Raw genomic sequence first — 21,121 nt, forward strand, 5'->3', positions numbered from 1 at the left:
AAGGCTCATTCTTCCTCTAACTCGGCAATGCGCTGTTTCAATTCCCGTTCTTCGTAAAAAACTTTTTCCAGGCACAGGCCCTGGGCTGGTGCCGTCGCCCCCAGCTGGGTCCGGTCGCCACCTTCCAGGATTTCCCGGAAGCGGTCCGGCGTCAGGCGGTGGAGTCCCAGATCGACGAGGCCTCCGGCGATGTTGCGTACCATGTGGTAGAGGAAGCCATCGCCGACGACGTCGATGTCGAGGACATGGCCCCGCTCGTGAAGGGTAATAGAGTACATGGTCTTGACGGGATTCATGGGCGTCGTATTCTGGCCTTCAAACGCCGAAAAATCATGCGTCCCCAAGAGGATAGCCGCGCCTTCGCGCATGGCCTGCCGGTCCAGGGGTTTGCGGATGAACCAGGCATAGCGCAGGAGGAAAGGGTCGTGCATGCGGTTATTGTCGATGGAATAGCGATAGTGCTTGCCCACATTATCATGGCGGACGCTGAAGCGGTCCGGCATCTCTTTAGCCGATAAGACGGCAATTTCCGGCGGCAAATAGCCCTTCATGGCATACGGTATCTTTTCCGTCGGAATCGAGCCCTGGCCGTAGAAGTTGACGACCTGGCCGCGGGCATGGACGCCGGCATCGGTGCGGGCGGCGCCGTAAATGGTGATGGGCGTCCGGAAAATAGCCGACAGTCCCTGCTCGAGGCAGCGCTGGATCGATTCGGCATTGGTCTGGCGCTGGAAGCCGTGGAAATCGGTGCCATCATAGGCGACGACGAGGCAGATATTCTTCTTCATTATAACCACCGCATAACCGCCAGGACGGCCGTGACGATCAGGACGGCGGCCATGGCGATGCCGTCGCGATAGGTATAGGACAATTCATTCATCCGCGTCCTCCCTTCGCCGCCGCGATAGCAGCGGGCTTCCATCGCCGTTGCCAGGTCATCGGCCCGGCGGAAAGCGCTGACGAAGAGCGGCACCAGGAGGGGAATCATATTCTTGCCGCGCTGCAAGAGGCTGCCACTGGTAAAATTAGCCCCCCGCGCCGTCTGGGCCTTCATGATGCGGTCCGTTTCTTCCAGGAGCGTCGGAATGAAGCGTAGGGCGATGGTCATCATCATGGCCAGTTCGTGTGCCGGCACGCCGATGCGCTTGAAAGGATTGAGCAGGTGTTCAATGCCGTCGGTCAGGACGATTGGCGACGTCGTATAGGTCAGGAGCGACGAAAAGACGATGAGGAAGACCAGGCGGGCCGTCATGAGCGCCCCCTGGTACAGGCCTTCTTTGGTGATGTGGAAGATACCGTACTGCCAGAGGACATCGCCAGGCGTCGTGAAGATATGGACGCCCATCGTGAAGATGATGATGACCCACAGGGGCTTCAAGGACTTGAGGATGAATTTCACCGGCAGGCGGGAAATGGCAAAACTCAAGGCGACGAAAGCCGTGACCAGGGCATACGAGGCCAGGGAATGGGCAAAGAAGATGGCGATGATGAAAATCATCGTAGCTACGATCTTGATGCGCGGATCGAGTTTATGTAAGAAAGACGTGCCGGGAAAATACTGGCCCAGCGTAATATCAGTGAGCATGGCCCTTGCCTCCTTTCAGGCAGTCGAAAATAGCCTGTGCCCCTTCTTCGACGGTCCGGACCCGGTCGTTGATGGCAAGGCCCCGTCCCTGGAGGTATTGGAGCACTCCCGTGACGGGCGGCACGGATACGCCGGCATCGTGCAAGGCGCGCTGCTGGGTCGCAAAGATATCCAGCGGTTCGCCGTCGAGGACGATATGGCCCTGGGACAAGACCAGCAGGCGGCTGGCCAGGCGGGAAATATCGTCCATATTATGGGAGACTAAGATGACCGTAATGCCCTTCTCCTGATGCCAGCGCTGGATTTCTGAAAAGATTTCCCGCCGGCCGATGGGATCCAGGCCGGCCGACGGTTCATCCAAGATGAGATACGACGGGTGGATGGCGATGACGCCGGCAATGGCAACGCGGCGCATCTGGCCGCCGCTCAGGCGGAACGGCGAGCGGTCGGCATAGGTCTTGTAATCGAGGCCGACGAAGTCCATCGCTTCTTTGACCCGTTCTGTCACTTCGTCTTCGCTCAAGCCGAAGTTGCGCGGCCCGAAGGCGATGTCTTTGGCAATCGTTTCTTCAAAGAGCTGATATTCCGGGTACTGGAAGACCATGCCCACTTTGTGGCGCACGGCCATGGCTTCTTTCGTCTTCTTGCCGATATCCGTCCCGTCGACGGTCACGGTCCCGACCGTCGGCTTGATGAGGCCGTTGAGGATCTGGACCAGCGTCGACTTGCCCGAGCCGGTATGACCGATGATGCCGACAAATTCCCCTTTATGGATTTCGACATCCGTATCGTAAAGGGCGGTCTTCTCGAAAGGCGTCCCGATGCCGTAGGTATAGGTCACATTGCTTAACTTAATCGACATAATGCATCTCCTAATTCTTCCTCGGTAATGATGGAATCCGGCAAATCAAGGCCTTTCTGGCGCAGCCGTTCTGCCAGTTCGGCAGCTACGGGCACGTCGAGACCCATAGCCTTCAGTTCCTTGACATGCGTAAAGACGTCGCGCGGCGTCCCGTCCATCTTCATTTCAGCCCGGTCGACGACGACGACGCGGTCGGCCTGGACGGCTTCTTCCATGAAATGAGTGATGATGATGATGGTAATGCCTTCGTCATGGAGCTGATGAAGCGTATCCATGACTTCCTTGCGGCCGACGGGGTCGAGCATGGCCGTCGGTTCGTCCAAGACGATGCAGTCACACTGCATGGCCAGGATACCGGCAATGGCGACGCGCTGCTTCTGGCCGCCGCTCAAGAGGTGCGGCCCGTGTTTGGCATAAATAGTCATATTGACGCGGCGCAGGGCATCGCTGACACGGGCCTTGATTTCATCAGACGGGATGCCCAGGTTTTCCGGCCCAAAAGCCACGTCTTCTTCGACGACGGCGGCGACGATCTGGTTATCCGGATTCTGGAAGACCATGCCCACGTGCTGGCGTATCTTCCAGATATTGTCGGGGTCATTGGTCCGCATGCCGCAGACTTCACACGTGCCGGACGTCGGCGTCAGGAGGACATTGAAATGCTTGGCCAACGTCGACTTGCCGGAACCGTTGGTCCCGATAATGGCGACAAATTCGCCCTTGCCGATTTCCAGGGAAATATCCTTCAAGGCATAGACCACCTTGCCGTCTTCATCTTCATAGGTATGGCTGAGATGATCCGTTTTAATCATAGGTTCTGTCATACTAACTCCTTAGTTATTCATGGTTAAAAAATACGGCTTCCGACCTGGTAGACGACGAAGGTCAGGCCCCAGGCGACGGCAACCTGGAAACAGACGGAAAAGGCCGTCCACTTCCAGCTGTGCGATTCAGCGTGGATCGTGGCGATCGTCGCGGCGCAGGGGATATAGAGCAGGGAGAAGAGCATCATGCAGTAGGCATTGAGCTGGGTGAACCCGCCTTGACTCATCATGGACGCCAGGGCTGCCAGGGCCGCCGGTGAATTGATGTTGACGCCATCGAAGAGGACGGCAAAACTGGAAACGACGACTTCCTTGGCGGAAATACCGGCCAGGAGGGCCAGACAAATCTGCCAGTACCCCAGGCCGATGGGCGCAAAGAAAGGTACGATGGCCTTGCCGATGATAGCGCCGAAACTGTCGGCCATGTCGCCATAGCCGGCGGGGCCGAAGTTGAGGATGAACCACATGAGGATGGATGCGGCGAAAATGACCGTACCGGCACGGCTCAAGTAGTCCTTGATCTTTTCCCAGACGTAGATGTAGACCGTGTGGGCACTGGGGCGCTTGTATTCAGGCAGTTCGATGAGCAGGTCGTTTTCCTTCTTGACATGACTGAAGACATTCATGGCCTTCAAGGCGACCAGGGCCACGACGATGCCGATGAGGTACATGGAATAGGCGACGATCATGGCGTCGTTAGGGAAGAACATACCCGAAAAGAGGATGTAAATCGGCAGGCGGGCACTACAGGACATGAACGGCGTGACCAGCATCGTCCGATAGCGGTCGCGCTTATCTTCCAGGGCCCGCGAAGCCATGATGGCCGGTACACTGCAGCCGAAGCCGAGGATCATGGGGATGAAAGCCCGGCCCGATAAGCCCAGGCGGTTCATGATGTCATTCATGACATAGGCCACGCGGGACATATAGCCGCTGTCTTCTAAGAGGGCCAGGGCGAAGAAGAGGATACAGATGTTGGGCAGGAAAGTCAAAATACCGCCGACGCCAGCGATGATGCCGTCGCAGACCAGGGAAATGAGCATATCATCAGCGCCCAGCGAGGTCAGTCCCCCTTCCGCCATGGCCGACAGGGCATCGATGGACCCTTGGAAGGAATCCTGTACCATGTCGCCGACGAAGAAGGTCAAGAAGAAGACGATAGCCATGATGGCCAGGAAAATCGGAATGCCCAGCCATTTATCGGTCAGGTAGCGGTCGACGGAGTCCGTAGCAGCCGCCTTCGACGCCTGATTGACGACGACTTCATGGATGATTTCTTCGATGAAGGCGTATTTCTCCGTAATGATATCCGTTTCATAACTGCGGTCCAGGACGTGGTGGACGTCGTCGACGGGATATTTGGCCGCAATCTCCGGATCCTTTTCAAGGAGCTTCAAGGCATGCCAGCGATGATTGTACAAGTCCGGATATTTATCGTGCAAAAGGTGGCGCACGGCGTCGATGCGGTCTTCCATTTCATCGCTGTAGACCATGGCAAATTCACTGTGATGGTTGTGCTGATGATTGGTCTGATCCGAATGGTTGTGGATGAGCCGGTCCGGATGGACGTGGTCCTTATGATGGACGGCGGCATGGAGCAGGACGCTCAGGCCGCGGCGTTTCAAGGCCGATACGGGGATGACCGGCACGCCGAGCATTTCCGGCAGACGGTGCAAGTCGATTTCCATACCCCGCTTCTCGACGATATCCATCATATTCAAGGCGACGACGACGGGCTTGCCCAGTTCCAGGAGCTGCAAGGTCAGGTAGAGATTGCGTTCCAGGGCCGATGCATCGATGACGTCGACGATGACGTCGACATCGTCACTGAGGATGAAATTACGCGAAACCTGTTCTTCCATGGTATACGACGTCAAGCTGTACGTCCCGGGCAGGTCGACGAGGTGGATGTGATAACCGTGGGCATTGATGGCGCCTTCGACCTTTTCGACGGTGACACCGGGCCAGTTGGCCACTTTGAGGTTGGCCCCGGTGTAGGCGTTGAACAAAGTCGTCTTGCCGCAGTTCGGGTTGCCGATGAAAGCGACTGTCATTTCCTTCTTTTCCACTTGGGCCGGTGCCTTAGGAACCTGTGCTTCCCTCGTCTGCGCCTTTACTTCGCTAGTCATGGTCCTTCCCCCTTACTTCGATGTGCGACGAAATCCCTTTGCCCAAAGCCAGGCGGGTACTGCGCATCTTGATGATGACCGTTCCTTCGTTCTTATTGTTGAGCACGGAGATTTCCGTCCCTTCGATCATGCCCAGGGCCTGCAGACGTTTTTCCGTCTGGTCCGGCAAGGTCAATTTTTCTACAATATAATCGCAACCGATTTTCCCTTCTGCTAAAGTCATACTGCCGCCCCCTATCGCGCCCGTTCCGGGCCATAGGCATTGTCGCCGGACGTCCCCTTGACGGTAAACAAGCCCAGATAAGACACAGCCATGATCGACTGAGCTGCCATAGCGGCTGTATCCTGTCCCAGGACAGGCAGGACATAGCTGGCCAGGTAACAAATAAAAGGAACGGCGAACATGAGGCCCGGCTTGTTGATGTCGTGACAGCGACGGACGCCCAGGGAAATCTGGGACCAGACAGCCGGAATGGACAGCAGGACGAAGATAATCGCGAAAATGATGGCATATTCCATATGATTGATCAAAATAGATTCGACGATCTTGCTGTAGAGGATGATAGAGAACATGAACTGGGCGAACATTAAAATCAATGTCCGGAAAATAAAAGGCCGGCGCTGAATACGGCCGGTAAAGCGGAAATACTTGGCCTTCAGATCGGCAAAGTCACGGAAACTGACCAGGCTGTTTTCGCTCCCCGGACCGACAGGCATGGCAAAACCGCGGTGAATCCGGGCCGATTGGCGGGACCGCTTCTTCAATTTAATTTTTTGATTGCGTTGAGACACAACGATTACCTCCTATAAAATGCTTACAGTACTATCCTACTATATTCATGGCCTCGATTCAATTCATTTCTGTCAAAATATGATATAATAGAAAAAATTACTTTAAGGAGGTCCTTATGGAATCTACTGTCTTTACGAATCTGCGCGGCTCTGAAGGAGCCCTGACCTTTAATTTTTTCTGTGAATCCTTGATTACCTCACTCCATACCTTGACGCACGTCATGGAAGATGCCGGCATCGCCGTCCCGGATAACGTCGGCGACGTCGCCGACGCCCTGGGAGAAATGGGCAGCCACCTCATGGAAGACTACCAGCGCGGCGAGCTCGACCTGGGCCGTTTCAAAGATGAAATCCTCGATTTCTACGACCTCAACTTCGCCGTCAACGACGCCCTGGCTTCGGCCATCATGAGCCACGACGACCTGCAGTACTATTACTACGTCTATATGCAGGGCCTGTATATCTTCTTCCCCAACATGATGGAAGCCTTCAACGCCGACATCGAAGACGAAAAAATCATCCCCTTCCTTGACGAACTGGCCAACGAATTTCGCCAACTCGCCGGCAGCGGATCGTGATGGCGCCCTGCGGCCTAGTGGCTCGTGGCTTCGGCCTGCGGCCTAGTGGCCGCATCGTAAGGACCGTCCGTAGGGGCCGTCCCAAAGGGCGGCCCGTTGTGGGAATCCCACCATCGGCAATCCGTAGGGGCGACCACGTGGGGCGCCCGTTGTAGGAATCCCGCATCTCGTTCCATAAAAAGGGCTTGTCGCACGACGACAAGCCCTTTTTGAGTTTGAAGTTGAAAGTTCAGCCCCTTATTTCGACCTGCGGGACGCCCTCTGGGCGTCCCCTACGAATGCAGCCTACGAATTGAGTCTCACAAATTACAGGATGAAGAAGTAGACGAAGGAAATGACGGCTACGACGAAGCGATAGTAGGCAAAGGATGCCAGCGTCGATTTATTCATGAACTTCAGGAACCAGAGGACCGAAATGTAAGCGACGATGAAGGCCGTAATGAAGCCGATGATGATCATGACCAGGTCGTTTCCGCTGAGGTCGCTCAAGCTCTTCAAGAGGTCGTAGAAGCAGGCGACGATCATGACCGGCACGGCTATGATGAAGGAAAAGTCAGCCGCTGCCTTCCGGCTGAGGCCCAGGAAGAGGCCGCCGGCGATGGTCGAACCGGAACGGGAAAAACCAGGCCATAAAGCCAGGACCTGGAACATGCCCGTCAGGAAAGCCTGGGCAATGGTCATCTTTTCTACATCGTTGCAGACCGTCTTGGTATGGGATTTTTCAGCGACGAGCATGAAGATACCGCCGATGATGAGGCCGATGATGACCGTACCGGCTGAAAAGAGATAGGTCTTGATGGCATGGTGGGCCAGATAGCCGATACCCATGACCGGTACGATACCGGCCGCGATGTGAGCCAGGGTCAGACCCGTATCGGTGCGGAACCAGTTTTCCCGGCGGAAGAGGTCCCAGCAGCGGTACTGGTGGAGCATGCGGATGAATTTCTCTTTATAGATGATGATGACCGACAAGATGGCGCCAAGCTGGATGAAGACTTCAAAGACACTGGCCCGGGGTCCTGTAAAGCCGAGCATATCGCCGACGAGAATCATATGGCCCGTCGAAGAAACTGGCAAATATTCAGTCACCCCTTCGACGATACCCAGGATGACGGCAATAATATAATCACTCATTTTTCTAACTCCTTTTCGCGGAACACTTGATGAAAAGCTTACAACAATACTTGAAAGTATACCACAATGGCAGGCAAAAAAAAAGTGCTGCTGCGCAAAGAGCACTTCTTTGCGTAACAGCACTTACAGAGACGAGGGCCTGTGAAAAACGGCCTTTATTCATCCAGGCAAATGACGTGATTCGGGTTGTCGATGACGAATTTAGCATATTTCGGATCGCCATTGTGTTCAAAGTACAAGGTATTGCCTTCCAAACTGCCGCGCCAGCTGACGATGATCGGGCATTCCCGGCTCAACTTCTTCAACATGGCGACGGGGTCGAGGTTCAAGATCGGTGCGAACAGAAATTCCACGTTATCAATCATGACGACACGGGCATTGAGGCGGTGGATTGCTGCCGATACCAGGGCAATAGCCTTATCCGGGCGGTCAGCACGGGGAATTTCCAGGAATTCGTCATCAAAGAGTTCCCGGGCTTCACAGATTTTCCAGCCGTCCTGGAAAGTCAGTTCACGAATCAGTTTGCTCTTGCCGGAACCAGGGCCGCCAATGAGAATCAACAATTTTTCATCGTCCTGGGCAATGTACTTCCACCGTTTTAAAACATCTGCATCTGTAACCATGAAAATCACCTTCGTTTTCTTATATTATTTATTTTATTATACCTAACTTTCATCATATAAGTAAAGCATTTTTGCTATTTTATTTTGACATATGATAAAGCAGTATGTAGCATCATTTCAAACCATACCGTTCCATCGGGTCCTGGATGTTCTTGATGGGCGTCGCCGTCAAGATGATGTCATCGACATAGGGCTCGTTGTGGCGCACGACGATGACCAGGGATACGCCCTTCTGATACGGGCTGTCATAGTAATAGGCGTCGACGGATTTCTCCTTATCCGGTCCCCATTCGATGCGGTCCGGCCGGCCGTATAAAGCCAGGATTGTCGAGACGTGATAGCCCAAGGTCGCGCCGCGGCCCGTGTAAGCGTTATTCGTCAAGAGGAAGACTTTCTGCACGATGTTGCGCCGGTCTACTTCGACGCCGTAATCGCCATAGAGCCAGAAATTACTGTTGTTGCGCTTGACCAGGTTAGTCCACATGTTGTACTTGTTCGCTTCAAAAGGCTGGTTGAGGCCGAAGCCCATGAGGGTAAAGTCCCGTTCGCCCAATTTCATGCGGTCCGCCGCTTCTTCTCCCGTAATGTACGGCGGCCGTACCGGCATGAGGGCCACTCGTTCGATGCGGCGGTTGCCGATGGCAAAGACGTACATGACATCTTTCCGCGGGCTTTCATAGGTAAAGTAATAGACGTTGGCATCGGCGTCGCGCAGGACGGAATCGGGCAGGCCGTACTGGCGCAACAGCACTTCTGCCGGATATTTCAGGCGGACATCCCGGCCGATGAGGATGTTCGTCCCAGACGACAGGAACATCGATTCTGCCCCGGGAATGACGGCTTTCCGGTTCCCGGCACTGTAGCGCAGGCTGTCCGCCGTCTTGTTGCGGAAGACGAAGCGCATCTTCAAGTCCTTGTCGTTGTACTGCATGGTCGTATAATGGGTACTGCGCGAAAACTTCGTCGGCGGCCCGAAGATGCGTTTGACCTTGGCCGGGCTGTCGCCATGATGGATACTGCCAATATAGAAATCGCTGGCCTGCAGCGGCGGGATAGACAGCGTATTCAGGGAGTCGAGGAGGACGCAGTCATCATCCGTCGGTACATGGGCCGTCTCTTTTTTACTATCTTTGCCGTCTTTATCGGTTTTATCCGCTTTTTTATCCACCTTGCCGTCTTTGTCGCTTGTCCCGTATGCAGCGGCTTTGGCAGCCTTAGGGGCTGTCTGGCCGGTCCCGGCCTTCTCAGCCGTAACAGCCGCAGCCCCGGCCAGGGCTTTCCCCGTTTTTTCCGCCGGAACTGCTCCCATAGCGGTTCCCCAGGCCAAAGACACAGCAAAGACCAGTGCAGCCATAGCTGTACGTTTCATGGCGTCCCTCCTTCGTAGGATTGAGAAAACGGAGCTGTCCTAGGAAGACAGCTCCGTTTTACGTTGGTCGAAAGCCGTTCATCGTTTGTCGCAAGGGATCCAACAATATCAAGCCATCGCGATGAACGACGAACGACGAACGAAAAACTGTTAAGTCAAAGGAATCGTGCATGATGGCAGAAACCTTCATGGAACCGTCCTTATCTTATTTATGCTGTTCCGGACGGCTCAACGGGAAGAGAAGGACGTCGCGGATGGACGGGCTGTTGGTCAGGAACATGACCAGGCGGTCAATGCCAATGCCCAAGCCGCCTGTCGGAGGCAGGCCGTATTCCAGAGCGCGGCAATAGTCTTCATCCATCTGATGCGCTTCGTCATCGCCGCGTTCTCGTTCTTTCATCTGTTCGATGAAGCGGTTACGCTGGTCGATGGGGTCATTCAATTCCGAGAAACCGTTTGCCAGTTCACGGCCGTAGATAAAGGCTTCGAAACGATAAGTCAGGAGCGGATTATCGCGGTCCTGTTTGGTGAGCGGCGAAATTTCCAGGGGATGACCGGTGATGATGGTCGGCTGGATGAGGTTTTCTTCGACGAATTTTTCAAAGAAAGCGTTGATAATCTTGCCGACGCCATCGAACTGGCCGTATTCGACGTCATGTTCGTCAGCCATCTTGCGGGCTGTTTCGACGTCTGTAATGCCTTCGAAGTCAGCACCGCTGAATTTCTTGACCGCTTCGATCATGGTCATGCGGTCCCAAGGCGGCGTGAGGTCGATTTCTTTGTCGATATAGGTCAATTTCATCGTGCCATAGAGCATTTCAGCCAGTTTGGAAACCATGTCTTCAGTGATGTTGATGACATCTTCCAAGTCGCCGTAAGCCTGGTACAATTCAACCGTCGTAAATTCCGGATTGTGCCGCGTGTCGATGCCTTCGTTGCGGAAACAGCGGTTCATTTCATAGACTCGTTCCAAGCCGCCGACGAGGAGGCGTTTGAGGTGGAGTTCCGGAGCGATGCGCAGATAAATGTCCATATCGAGGGCGTTGTGATGCGTCTTGAACGGACGGGCAGCCGCGCCGCCGGCAATGGTATGGAGCATCGGCGTTTCAACTTCCAGGAAATGACGGTCATCGAGGTATTTGCGGATGCCTTTGATGATCTTCGATCGTTTGATGAAGGTATCTTTGACTTCCGGGTTGACGATGAGGTCGAGGTAACGCTGACGATAACGCGTTTCCTTGTCCGTCAGGCCATGGAATTTTTCCGGCAGCGGGCGGAGGGATTTGGACAAGAGGGTCCATTTTTCGACGCGGATCGTCGTTTCACCGGTATGAGTAACGAAGACCGTCCCTTCGATGCCGACGATATCACCGATATCGAGGAGTTTGAATAAGGTATATGATTCTTCACCGAGAACATCTTTACGGAAATAGAGCTGGATTTCACCACTCAAATCGCGAAGGACGCAGAAAGCCGTCTTGCCGTGGCGGCGGATAGCCATGAGGCGGCCGGCGACACTGACGACGGTTTCATTCTTTTCCAGTTCTGCAGCGTCATCCTTGACTTCCTGTGCATGATGATCCCAGTTGTATTTCTGACCGAAGGGATAGACGCCGGCGTCGATAAATTCCTGCATCTTTTCGCGGCGGACCTTCATTTGGTCATTCAATTTTTCTTCTTCAATAATAGGCGTTTCTTTTTCTTTCGTATCCGACATGTTATTCCTCCTAGGATTATTCTGCATCAGGCGGCAAGATGCGGTATTTGATTTCACCTGCCGGTGCTTTGACGGTAACGATAGCCGGATTGGCAGTATCGATGACCTGGCCGAGAATGGCCTTCCCTACAGGAGATTCATTGGAGATGCGGCCGTTGAACGGATCGGCTTCAGCCGTACCGACGACGGTGTATTCGAAGCGGTCGCCTGTTTCGACATCTTCCAGGATGACTTTCGAACCGAGGCGGACTTTATCCGAACCGTCATCGGTTTCCTTGATGATCTTCGCCGTGCGGATTTTAGCTTCCAATTCGGCAATGCGGCCTTCGATGATGCCCTGTTCATTCTTGGCGGCATCGTATTCGGCATTTTCGCTCAAGTCACCAAGGGCGATTGCTTCTTTGATGCGCTGGGAAATTTCAATACGGCGAACTGATTTCAGTTCATTCAATTCATCTTTTAACTTCTGTAACCCTTCCTGGGTAATCAGCGTTTCATTAGTCATGATTTTCCTGATCCTCCTGCGATATAATCACGTTTCACTATGATATCTTTAATTTATACCGTACTCTTAATTATATGCATATCTGTCCCTTGTGTCAATAAAGCGGCTTTCGTATCGCTTCAGCGCGCCTTGTCCATCATATCGCGGACGATGGATCGAAATTCATCAGCCGAAGCGGCGCGATTGATTCTTTCGCGGAGTGCTGCCGAGCCGTAGAGGCCGTGCGTATACCAGGACGCATGGGAACGCATTTCCCGGACGCCGATGTATTCGCCTTTATAGGCCAGCAGGGCTTCGAAATGGGACAACATCTGTTCATAGCGTTCCATCGCCGTCGGCGGTGGCAGGACTTCCCCCGTCGCCAGGTAATGGCGTATCTGCGGGAAAATCCAGGGATTCCCCTGGGCACCGCGGCCGACCATGACGGCACCGCAGCCCGTTTCCTTCATCAGGGCAGCAGCTGACGGGCCATCTACGACATCGCCGTTGCCGATGACCGGGATGGATACGGCCTGGACGACGGCTTTGATTTTTTGCCAGTCCGCCTTGCCGCTATAGAATTGTTCCCGTGTCCGGCCGTGGACCGTGACGGCAGCCGCACCGGCCGCTTCAGCCCGTTTGGCCAGCTCCGGTGCCGTAAACGAAGCGTCATCCCAGCCGGTACGCATCTTGACCGTGACCGGAATGGACACGGCGCGGACGACGGCACGGATGACCTTCTCTGCCAGGGGCAGGTCCTTCATCAGGGCCGACCCATCGCCATTCTTGACGACCTTCTTGACGGGACAGCCCATATTGATGTCGACAATATCGGCGCCGGCTTCTTCGACGACAGCCGCTGCCTGGGCCATGACCTCCGGATCCGAACCGAAAATCTGCATGGACAGGGGATGTTCCCCGTCTTCGATGTGCAGCAGTTCTTCCGTATGCTGGTTGCGATAGCGGATACCCTGGGAACTGACCATTTCCGCACAGACCAGGGCCGCCCCATAGCGGTGGGCGATGACCCGGTATGGCGCATCACAGACGCCGGCCATCGGCGCCAGGATGACCGGCGCCTCGAGTTCGACCGTGCCGATGGAGAAAGGCTTAATGGTTGCGGTCATAAATGATTCTCAGCCCTTCCAGGGTCAGCATAGGTTCGACGACGTCGATAGCGTCCGTTGCCGGAGCGACGATGACAGCCAGGCCGCCGGTAGCGACGACTTTGGCCTTACAGCCCAGTTCCTTGCGCATACGGGCCACGATGCCGTCTACCTGGCCGACGAAGCCATAGAAGACCCCGGCCTGCATACTTTCGACGGTGTTGCGGCAAATGACCTTATCCGTGCTGACGACTTCGATACGCGGCAATTTCGCCGTGCGCTGTACCAGGGCATCTGTAGAGATGCCGATGCCCGGGCAGATAGCACCGCCGAGGTAGGTTCCTTTCTTGTCGACGGCGCAGAAGGTCGTCGCCGTGCCGAAGTCGATGATGATGACCGGGCCGCCGAATTTTTCATACGCTGCGACGGCGTTGACGATGCGGTCAGCGCCGACTTCACGGGGATTATCGTATTTAATGTCCATGCCCGTCTTGACGCCCGGTCCGATGACCAGCGGTGTCAGGCCGAAATAGCGCTGGCACATGCGTTCCAGCGTGGGCATGACCGGCGGGACGACGGACGAAATGATGATGGCATCGATTTCGTCGGAGTTGACGCCGTTCAAATAAAAGAGGTTGCGGATGAGGACGCCGTATTCATCGGTCGTACGGAGACGGTCCGTCGATACGCGCCAGTGGTCCATGAGCTCCTTTCCCTTGAAAATGCCCAGGACAATATTGGTATTCCCTACATCAATGACTAATAACATAACTTTATCTCCTGCCTACTATAAGTTGATAATACGCCTATTATAATAACAGAGTTTTCCTGTCTTGAATAGTCTTTTCCCAAGAAATTAGACGGGCCGGACATGAATATCCCCTGCCATGACGACTTCTGTACCGGCTGCCGTATCGACGAGGAGATTGCCGTTTTCATCGATATCCCGTGCCATGCCGGAAAAAGTCCGGTTCACGGAACTGACGGTCACTTCCTGCCCCAGCATGCACGACAAGGACCGCCATTCGGCCAATACCTGGCTGAACCCCTGGCGGCAGACCGTATCGTAGAGCCGTTCGATTTCTGCCAGCAGCGTTTCCAGCAGGGCCAGCCGGCTGACACGGATGCCTTCCCGGGCAAAGCTGGTGACGATGGATTTCAAGTCTTCCGGCAAATCATCGGCCATGATGTCCGTGTTGACGCCGATGCCCATGATGATGTAATTGACCTTTTCAGCCGACCCGTTGAGTTCGGTCAGGATGCCGACCATCTTCCGCCCCTGGACCAGGATGTCATTGGGCCACTTGATGCCGCAGTCTGCCAGGCCGTGCCGGCGGATGGAGCGGGCTACGGCGACGGCAGCCAGCAAGGTCATCTTAGCCACTTCCATGGGAGAAATATCGGGCCGCAGGATCAAGGAAAACCAGACGCCCTTGGCATAGGGAGAGAGGAAGGTCCGATTGATGCGGCCGCGCCCGCCCGTCTGTTCTTCTGCCACGATGATCGTTCCTTCCGGCGCCCCCTGGTCAGCCAGTTTCTTGGCGACGTTATTCGTCGAATCGACCCGCTCCCGATAGACGACAGGGCGGCCGACGAACTTCGTCTGCAAACCATCAAGGATGGCCTTTTCCGACAAGAGTTCCGGAGCTTCCCGCAGACAATAGCCTTTCTTGGTATAGGACTCGATGACATAGCCCCGCTGCTTCAGCGCGCGGATATGTTTCCATACGGCCGTCCGGGAAATACCGAGCTGGTCGGAAATCTGCTGCCCCGATACAAATTCATCCTTATGGTGTATCAAAAAATCGAGAATATCTTGTCTCATCACAATCACCCCTGCCGCTGCCCCTGGCAGCCCCATTCAAAAAAAAGCGCCACTAACGGCGCACAATATGCCTATTCTATGTAAAAATTTTAACATAAACCATCCCCCTGTCAAGGGGAGGCTGGGAGGTAGTGGCCCGTAGAAAGAATCTCCAAATATCCAGCGGATCGCCCACGTAGTGTTCTCTTTCAATTCAAAACCATCCGCTAACAACTAGCTACTAGCCACTAACAACTTAAAAGGGTTTGTCGTCATGCGACAAACCCTTTTTTCACTTGTTTCCTATTTTTCTTCGTCAGCCTTTTTTTCTTCGTCGTCTTTATCGGTCAGACCTGTAGTCAGGCCGCCTTTGGGGACGGGGTTGCCCCAGGGGCTGATCTGTATTTCTGTCTGTTCTGCCTTGGGAGCAGCCGGTTCGGCTTTTTCTTCCTTGGCTTCAGGAACGGCTGTGGTGTCCGGTGTTCCGGCTTCCGTCGTTTCCGCCGGGGCAGCCGGTGCAGCTTCCGTTTCCTTTTTCTGGTCTTCCGGCCCTTCCAGGGTACCGTACTTGACCAGGTTGTCGACTTGCTGATGGTTGATCGTTTCGACTTCCATCAGGGCGTCGGCCATATGCTTCAGCGTATCCAGGTGTTCGCGCAGCATGTGGAGTACGTCGGCATAGGCTTCGGATACGGTATCGTGCATTTCCTTGTCGATGAGTTCGGCTACACTTTCACCGTAGTTGCGTTCATGCCCCAGGCTCTTGCCGAGGAAGACCTGGTCCTGCTGTTCTCCGAAGACCATGGGACCCAGTTTCGGGCTCATGCCCAGGCGGGTAATCATCTGGCGGGCGATGCGGGTGACGCTCTGCAAGTCGCCGGATGCACCGCTGCTGATTTCGTTGAAGACGATTTCTTCGGCAGCCCGGCCGCCGAGGGCGACGCGGATCTGAGCCAGGTAATACGACTTCGTTTCATACGACCGGTCTTCTTCGGGCAGCATCATGGTATAGCCGCCAGCCCGGCCGCGCGGGATGATCGTGACTTTATGGACCGGATCGGCATCCGGCAGGAGATAGGCGATGAGGGCATGGCCCGATTCGTGGACTGCCGTCAGACGCTTTTCCTTATCGCTGATGACATGGCTGCGGCGTTCCGGACCGAAGCAGACTTTTTCACTGGCTTCTTCCAGTTCAGCCATATTGATGACTTTCTTATTGGCCCGGGCAGCCAGGAGGGCTGCTTCGTTAAGCAGGTTGCCCAGATCGGCACCGGTAAAGCCCGGTGTCTTCTTGGCGATGACGTCGAGATCGACATCCTTGCCGAGGGGCTTGCCTTTGGCGTGGACGTCGAGGATAGCCCGGCGGCCGCGCAGATCCGGACGGTCGACCGTGATCTGCCGGTCAAAACGACCGGGACGCAGCAGGGCCGGGTCGAGGATATCCGGACGGTTGGTCGCAGCAATGGTGATGATGCCTTCGTTGGACCCGAAGCCATCCATTTCGACCAGGAGCTGATTCAGCGTCTGTTCCCGTTCGTCGTGGCCGCCGCCAAGGCCGGCGCCACGCTGACGGCCGACGGCGTCGATTTCGTCGATGAAGACGATGCAGGGCGCATTCTTCTTGGCCTGAGTGAACAAGTCACGGACACGGGAAGCGCCGACGCCGACGAACATTTCAACGAAGTCGGAACCACTGATGCTGAAGAAAGGCACGCCGGCTTCACCGGCTACGGCACGGGCCAGGAGGGTCTTCCCGGTCCCCGGAGGGCCAAAGAGGAGCACCCCTTTGGGTATCTTGGCGCCAATGGCATTATACTTGCTGGGGTTACGCAGGAATTCGACGATTTCCGCCAGTTCCTCCTTCGCTTCGTCTTCACCAGCAACGTCTTTAAAGGTAACTTTGATCTTACCTTCACCGTGCATCTTGGCATGGCTCTTGCCGAAGTTCATGACCCGGCCGCCGCCCCCCTGGGTCTGCTGCATGATGAAGAACCAGACGGCAATGAGGACCAGGATCGGCAGGACTGCTGTCAGCATGTTCATCCACCACGAAGGCTGTTCGGGCGGTTTGGCGATGATGTTGACATCAGCATCGCGCAGAGCCGGCAAGAGGGACGAATCGGTCGGGGCGTATGAAGTAAAGGACGTTCCGTCTTTCAGCTGGCCCACGATGGCATGGTCCGCTGTGATCTGGACGGCATCGACTTTCTTCTGCTGTACCTGACTCATGAAATTCGTATAAGAAATTTCCGATTTATCTGTCTTACTGCTCGTAAAGGCATCTATGATCGATACGGCGACGATGATGATGAGTAAGTATAAACTTACATTCCGCACAAATTTACTCAAAATATGGCTCCTTTCATTTAATTTATGATAATGCTTTTTATTCCAACCAATACAGTCTTATATTACCACACTTCTTGTAAAGCAACAACTATTTGGAATATACTTCTTCTTTCAAGATACCGATATACGGCAGGTTGCGGTAACGGCTGTCGTAGTCGAGGCCATAGCCGACGACGAAGGCATCGGGGATTTCAAAGCCGTTGTAGTCGACAGGCACTTCGACCTGACGGCGGGCCGACTTGCTGAGGAGCGTGGCCAGTTTGACCGAGCGGGCGCCCCGTTCTTTGAGCATGGGGACGAGGTGGCTCAAGGTGACGCCCGTGTCGATGATGTCTTCGACGATGAGGACATCTTTATCCTTGACATCGTTGTCGAGGTCCTTGCGGATTTTGAGGACACCGGACGACGTCGTCGACGAACCGTAGCTGGAGCAGCTCATGAAATCGAAGTAGACCGGGCCATCGATGCAGCGGGCCAAGTCGGTGAAAAAGGTGACGGCCCCTTTGAGGATGCCGCACATGAGGATGGTCTTGCCGGCATAATCTTTGGTGATCTGGGCGCCCAGTTCGTGAACGCGGGCAGCAATCTGTTCTTCTGTCAATAAAATTTCTTTAATGTCCTGATGCATCTTGTTTTCCTCCATAATAAAGTGAATTACCGATGCCGTCTCCGTCGGGGGACGGCAGGACCCAGGCAGAGGGCTGTCCGGGTCGTATAAACACAGGCCCGGCCGCACTGGAACTGTTTCCCCGCTCCTTTAGCAGCCAGGTCCCGTATGGTTTCAACATAATGAAAAGGCAGGTCTTGACGAGAGCCCGTCCCTTCCTGCCACAGGCGGCGGATCAAGCGCCGCTGCATGGCCAGCGGCTGAGCCAGCAAACCTTTCTTATCCAGGGCCGGCATGGCGCCGTCTGGAAGGGCGAGCTGCTGGTACAGGGCTTCTGCCGCGTTTTCCAGAAAGACTTCGTCGGCCCTGACGATGTCGGCCAGGCGGTTCAAGTCCGCTGTAATGGCCGGGTTGTACTGCTGCAGCTGCGGCAACAGATCCAGCCGTATCCGGTTGCGGCTGTAGCGCCGGCTGTCATTGGTCTCATCGTGGCAGACCGGCAGCTGGCGCTGGGCGGCATAGGCTGTCAATTCAGCCTTGGTCACAGCCAGGAGCGGGCGGATGATGTCGCCCCGCCTGGGAGACATGCCACAAAGGCCGTCGAGGCCGCTGCCACGCAAGAGATGGAGCAGTACCGTTTCGGCCTGGTCATCGGCATGATGGGCCACGGCAATGCGGTCTGCCCCACAGGCCCGGGCCGTTTCCCGCAGGATGCGGTAACGTTCCCGCCGCCCTACGGCTTCTTCCGAAGCCTTTTCTTTCCGGGCCAGGGCCGGCACGTCGACATACTGCCAGGCAAAACCACAGTGGCGGCGCAGGGCTTCCTGCCGAACCAGGGCGACTTCGTCGTCGGCAGCCCGGCGGATGCCGTGATGGACGTAACAGGCCGTCAGGCTTAGCCTATATAACGGGGCCAGGCGGTTCAGTATATCCAGCAGGGCCAGCGAATCGGGCCCACCGGAGCAGGCGACGACCAGGGCCCTTCCCGGCTGCCACAGGTCGTGCTGCCTGCCGTAAGCGTCTACGCGTTCGACGAGGTTCACGGCTGGCGGTCCCGGGAATTCCAGGCCGCATCATGGAAAGAATGGCGGAAAAAGACGCCTTCCATGAGGTCCCGTTCACTGACGGTAATCGCCGGGATCTGATACCGCTGAAGAAAGGACTTGGCGATGAGCAGGCCGGCGATGATGATATCGCTGCGCTTGGGCTGAAGGCCCGGCACATGGCGCCGTTCTTCCGGCGTCATGGCCTGGAGCCGTTCGATATGACCGCACAGGGCTTCATAAGAAATGCAGTGGCCTTCGACTTTTTCCGCATCGTAGACGGCCAGCTGCAGATCCATGGCGGCCAGCGTCGTCAGCGTCCCACCGACGCCGATGAGCAGATCCGGCCGTATCTTCATGGGCAGCCATTCCTGATAGCAATGGCGCTCCAGATGAGCCACATCCTGATGGCTCATGACCTCGCCCCGCGTAAAGCGCACCGCACCCATGGGATAACTGTGGGACCAGCACAGGTCCCCGCCCCGGCCGGCAGCGACTTCACTGCTGCCGCCGCCGATGTCGATGACGGCAGCCGTCACGTCGGGATTGAGGGAAGCCGTAGCTCCCGTAAAGCTGAGCGACGCTTCTTCCAGGCCGGAAATCGCCCGGCAGTGCCAGCCAAAGCGGGCCCGCACTTCTGCCAGGAAAGCCTGGCCGTCGACGGCTTCGCGGACGGCACTGGTAGCCACGGCACAGACGGGGATTCCCGTCAGCTGCCCTTTCCAGCGTTCCATGGCCGCAAAGGACGCCTCCATCCCTGCCGGCGACAAGTGGTGTGTTTCATCGATATCTTTTCCCAGCCGCGTCGTCGCCAGTTCTTTCGGCGAAAAAATCCACGTACCCGGGACTTCCTGCCAGCCCGTCATGAGGCGCAGGGAGTTGGAGCCGATATCGATGACTGCATACTTCTGATACTCCATAGTTGCTCCTTTCCGATTTCGTCCATCCCCACGGCCGGTTCTCTCAAACGACCCTGGGGAAAACGTAAAAAGGCGCTGTCTTCGTGCGACAGCACCCCTTTCTTACCATCTGCTATTCAATACTTACTCAATCAGCATGGCGTGCACCGCGGCCGCCGCGTTTCGATTCCGTATTGCGTTTTAAATCCATCAGGCGTTCATCGCTTTCCTTGAGGAACTTGCTGAGTCGGTCTTCAAAAGAAAGAGAACCCGACGAACGGCGCGAATCAAAGCCATTATGCTGGCGAAATTCATGTTTCTGGCGAAAATCGCGTTTCGGGCGAAATTCCTTCTTTTCCGGCGCCGGCTGGGTCTGTTTGATAGACAGGGCGATTTTTCCCTTATCGTCTACAGACAACACTTTGACGTTGACCTTATCTCGCACTTTCAAAAAATCATTTACATCTTTGACATACTCATTAGCGACTTCAGAAATATGTACGAGACCCACTTTCTTATCCGGAAGTTCTACGAATGCGCCAAACTTTGTGATTCCTGTAACGGTACCTTCCATCACACTGCCTACTTCGATTGTCATGCTGTTTCAATTTCCTCCTTGTAATATCAGCATTATTGCTAAACGTATACAGCCATTATACTCATAATCACTAAAAAATTCAATCATCAAAATACAAAATATAGCGATTACGGCTTATAAGGAATTTCATCGGGCTTGGCCAATCCAAACTGTTCTCGCGCTTCCTTGGCGATTTCATCGGGATCATTCAGCTCGTCACGCCGCTCCCGGAGCCGGAGGTTCTCATCCCGCAAGGTCTGTTCCTGCTGCAAAGTCTGATTCATGTCCTCATGGATTTCCCACAACCGGTAAAGGCGGATGCCGATGAGATAGAACCCGGCAATGATGATGGCCATGAGAAAAAGATTGTACCAGCTCAATTGCCGAAGCCGGATGAGCAGGCCAGGACGGCGCTTCCGGCGAACCTTGCGGCGCTTCTTCCGGCGCCCAGGCTGGCGATACTGCTTGGTTTCCACCCAATCACCCTTTCTAAGAACAAGAGACTGAAAAAGTCTTACCTTATAGTATACCGTGCTTTAAGCACAAGATAAAGTTTTTTTGCAAAATTCCTTTTAAAATGGGCAGAGGTTATATATAATAGAGGCACGACATTTTGTATCTTATTCCGAGGGGGAACAC

General features: G+C 55.1%; 22 protein-coding genes. 1 reads left to right on the forward strand and 21 read right to left on the reverse strand.

All coding sequences use genetic code 11. The features are described 5' to 3' along the window. Nucleotides 1-5: 5 nt before the first annotated feature. From truA to NOS26_RS01970, 7 genes are read right to left on the reverse strand one after another with little or no spacing between them, the layout of a single operon-like run. On the reverse strand, nucleotides 6-788 hold the full coding sequence (gene truA, locus NOS26_RS01940) for a tRNA pseudouridine(38-40) synthase TruA (protein WP_027894732.1): 783 nt from the start codon (nucleotides 786-788) through the stop codon (nucleotides 6-8). Then, nucleotides 788-1,585 (reverse strand): energy-coupling factor transporter transmembrane protein EcfT, encoded by a 798-nt coding sequence (locus NOS26_RS01945; RefSeq protein ID WP_074786991.1) that lies wholly within the window; start codon nucleotides 1,583-1,585, stop codon nucleotides 788-790. The genes truA and NOS26_RS01945 overlap by 1 nt, the downstream gene beginning before the upstream one ends. Next, nucleotides 1,575-2,447 carry an energy-coupling factor transporter ATPase gene (locus tag NOS26_RS01950; protein WP_255917200.1) on the reverse strand — a complete coding sequence of 291 codons (873 nt, stop codon included), beginning with the start codon at nucleotides 2,445-2,447 and terminating at the stop codon, nucleotides 1,575-1,577. The genes NOS26_RS01945 and NOS26_RS01950 overlap by 11 nt, the downstream gene beginning before the upstream one ends. Next, nucleotides 2,432-3,271: an energy-coupling factor transporter ATPase gene (locus NOS26_RS01955; RefSeq protein WP_255917201.1), complete on the reverse strand. Its 840-nt coding sequence runs from the start codon at nucleotides 3,269-3,271 to the stop codon at nucleotides 2,432-2,434. Before NOS26_RS01955 ends, NOS26_RS01950 begins: the two co-directional genes overlap by 16 nt. Nucleotides 3,272-3,294: 23 nt before the next feature. Continuing rightward, nucleotides 3,295-5,400, reverse strand: coding sequence for a ferrous iron transport protein B (gene feoB, locus NOS26_RS01960; RefSeq protein WP_014015095.1), 2,106 nt, complete (start codon nucleotides 5,398-5,400; stop codon nucleotides 3,295-3,297). Further along, nucleotides 5,393-5,623: a FeoA family protein gene (locus tag NOS26_RS01965; RefSeq protein WP_014015096.1), complete on the reverse strand. Its 231-nt coding sequence runs from the start codon at nucleotides 5,621-5,623 to the stop codon at nucleotides 5,393-5,395. The genes feoB and NOS26_RS01965 overlap by 8 nt, the downstream gene beginning before the upstream one ends. 11 nt (nucleotides 5,624-5,634) lie before the next feature. Next, the gene (locus tag NOS26_RS01970; RefSeq protein WP_014015097.1) at nucleotides 5,635-6,192 is read right to left on the reverse strand and encodes a DUF805 domain-containing protein; all 558 of its coding nucleotides are present in this window, start codon (nucleotides 6,190-6,192) and stop codon (nucleotides 5,635-5,637) included. Nucleotides 6,193-6,308: 116 nt separating this feature from the next. Here NOS26_RS01970 and NOS26_RS01975 point away from each other — a divergent pair, with 116 nt between their 5' ends. Beyond that, nucleotides 6,309-6,770: a hypothetical protein gene (locus NOS26_RS01975; protein ID WP_014015098.1), complete on the forward strand. Its 462-nt coding sequence runs from the start codon at nucleotides 6,309-6,311 to the stop codon at nucleotides 6,768-6,770. 306 nt (nucleotides 6,771-7,076) lie between these two features. On the opposite strand, the gene NOS26_RS01980 is transcribed toward NOS26_RS01975, so the two are convergent. From NOS26_RS01980 to NOS26_RS02045, 14 genes are all read right to left on the reverse strand, one after another. Next, the gene (locus NOS26_RS01980; protein ID WP_072981848.1) at nucleotides 7,077-7,904 is read right to left on the reverse strand and encodes an undecaprenyl-diphosphate phosphatase; all 828 of its coding nucleotides are present in this window, start codon (nucleotides 7,902-7,904) and stop codon (nucleotides 7,077-7,079) included. A 155-nt stretch (nucleotides 7,905-8,059) separates the two neighbouring features. Then, nucleotides 8,060-8,527, reverse strand: a complete 468-nt coding sequence (brxF, locus tag NOS26_RS01985) for a BREX-3 system P-loop-containing protein BrxF (protein WP_014015100.1) — start codon at nucleotides 8,525-8,527, stop codon at nucleotides 8,060-8,062. Nucleotides 8,528-8,639: 112 nt separating this feature from the next. Continuing rightward, a complete protein-coding gene (locus NOS26_RS01990) occupies nucleotides 8,640-9,896 on the reverse strand; it encodes a hypothetical protein (RefSeq protein ID WP_255917202.1) in 1,257 nt (418 codons plus the stop codon). Nucleotides 9,897-10,101: 205 nt separating this feature from the next. Beyond that, a complete protein-coding gene (lysS, locus tag NOS26_RS01995; RefSeq protein ID WP_014015102.1) occupies nucleotides 10,102-11,613 on the reverse strand; it encodes a lysine--tRNA ligase in 1,512 nt (503 codons plus the stop codon). A 16-nt stretch (nucleotides 11,614-11,629) separates the two neighbouring features. Beyond that, the gene (gene greA / locus NOS26_RS02000; protein ID WP_014015103.1) at nucleotides 11,630-12,118 is read right to left on the reverse strand and encodes a transcription elongation factor GreA; all 489 of its coding nucleotides are present in this window, start codon (nucleotides 12,116-12,118) and stop codon (nucleotides 11,630-11,632) included. 119 nt (nucleotides 12,119-12,237) lie between these two features. Beyond that, nucleotides 12,238-13,224 (reverse strand): tRNA dihydrouridine synthase DusB, encoded by a 987-nt coding sequence (gene dusB / locus NOS26_RS02005; RefSeq protein WP_014015104.1) that lies wholly within the window; start codon nucleotides 13,222-13,224, stop codon nucleotides 12,238-12,240. Beyond that, nucleotides 13,208-13,972 (reverse strand): type III pantothenate kinase, encoded by a 765-nt coding sequence (locus NOS26_RS02010; protein WP_014015105.1) that lies wholly within the window; start codon nucleotides 13,970-13,972, stop codon nucleotides 13,208-13,210. The genes dusB and NOS26_RS02010 overlap by 17 nt, the downstream gene beginning before the upstream one ends. Before the next feature lie 87 nt (nucleotides 13,973-14,059). Then, nucleotides 14,060-15,028 carry a biotin--[acetyl-CoA-carboxylase] ligase gene (locus tag NOS26_RS02015; RefSeq protein ID WP_014015106.1) on the reverse strand — a complete coding sequence of 323 codons (969 nt, stop codon included), beginning with the start codon at nucleotides 15,026-15,028 and terminating at the stop codon, nucleotides 14,060-14,062. A gap of 282 nt (nucleotides 15,029-15,310) precedes the next feature. Beyond that, the gene (ftsH, locus tag NOS26_RS02020) at nucleotides 15,311-17,356 is read right to left on the reverse strand and encodes an ATP-dependent zinc metalloprotease FtsH (protein WP_255917203.1); all 2,046 of its coding nucleotides are present in this window, start codon (nucleotides 17,354-17,356) and stop codon (nucleotides 15,311-15,313) included. 88 nt (nucleotides 17,357-17,444) lie between these two features. Further along, complete coding sequence (gene hpt / locus NOS26_RS02025) at nucleotides 17,445-17,984, reverse strand: hypoxanthine phosphoribosyltransferase (protein WP_255917204.1); 540 nt, start codon at nucleotides 17,982-17,984, stop codon at nucleotides 17,445-17,447. A 26-nt stretch (nucleotides 17,985-18,010) separates the two neighbouring features. Beyond that, nucleotides 18,011-19,006: a tRNA lysidine(34) synthetase TilS gene (gene tilS, locus NOS26_RS02030; protein ID WP_255917205.1), complete on the reverse strand. Its 996-nt coding sequence runs from the start codon at nucleotides 19,004-19,006 to the stop codon at nucleotides 18,011-18,013. Then, nucleotides 19,003-19,926 carry a phosphatase gene (locus NOS26_RS02035; RefSeq protein WP_014015110.1) on the reverse strand — a complete coding sequence of 308 codons (924 nt, stop codon included), beginning with the start codon at nucleotides 19,924-19,926 and terminating at the stop codon, nucleotides 19,003-19,005. The genes tilS and NOS26_RS02035 overlap by 4 nt, the downstream gene beginning before the upstream one ends. A gap of 127 nt (nucleotides 19,927-20,053) precedes the next feature. Continuing rightward, nucleotides 20,054-20,503, reverse strand: coding sequence for a S1 domain-containing RNA-binding protein (locus tag NOS26_RS02040; RefSeq protein WP_014015111.1), 450 nt, complete (start codon nucleotides 20,501-20,503; stop codon nucleotides 20,054-20,056). A 107-nt stretch (nucleotides 20,504-20,610) separates the two neighbouring features. Next, a complete protein-coding gene (locus NOS26_RS02045; RefSeq protein WP_014015112.1) occupies nucleotides 20,611-20,958 on the reverse strand; it encodes a septum formation initiator family protein in 348 nt (115 codons plus the stop codon). Nucleotides 20,959-21,121 lie beyond the last annotated feature (163 nt).

The sequence above is a fragment of the Megasphaera sp. SC8-1 genome (assembly GCF_024436295.1).
GTDB classification, from domain to species: domain Bacteria; phylum Bacillota; class Negativicutes; order Veillonellales; family Megasphaeraceae; genus Megasphaera; species Megasphaera elsdenii.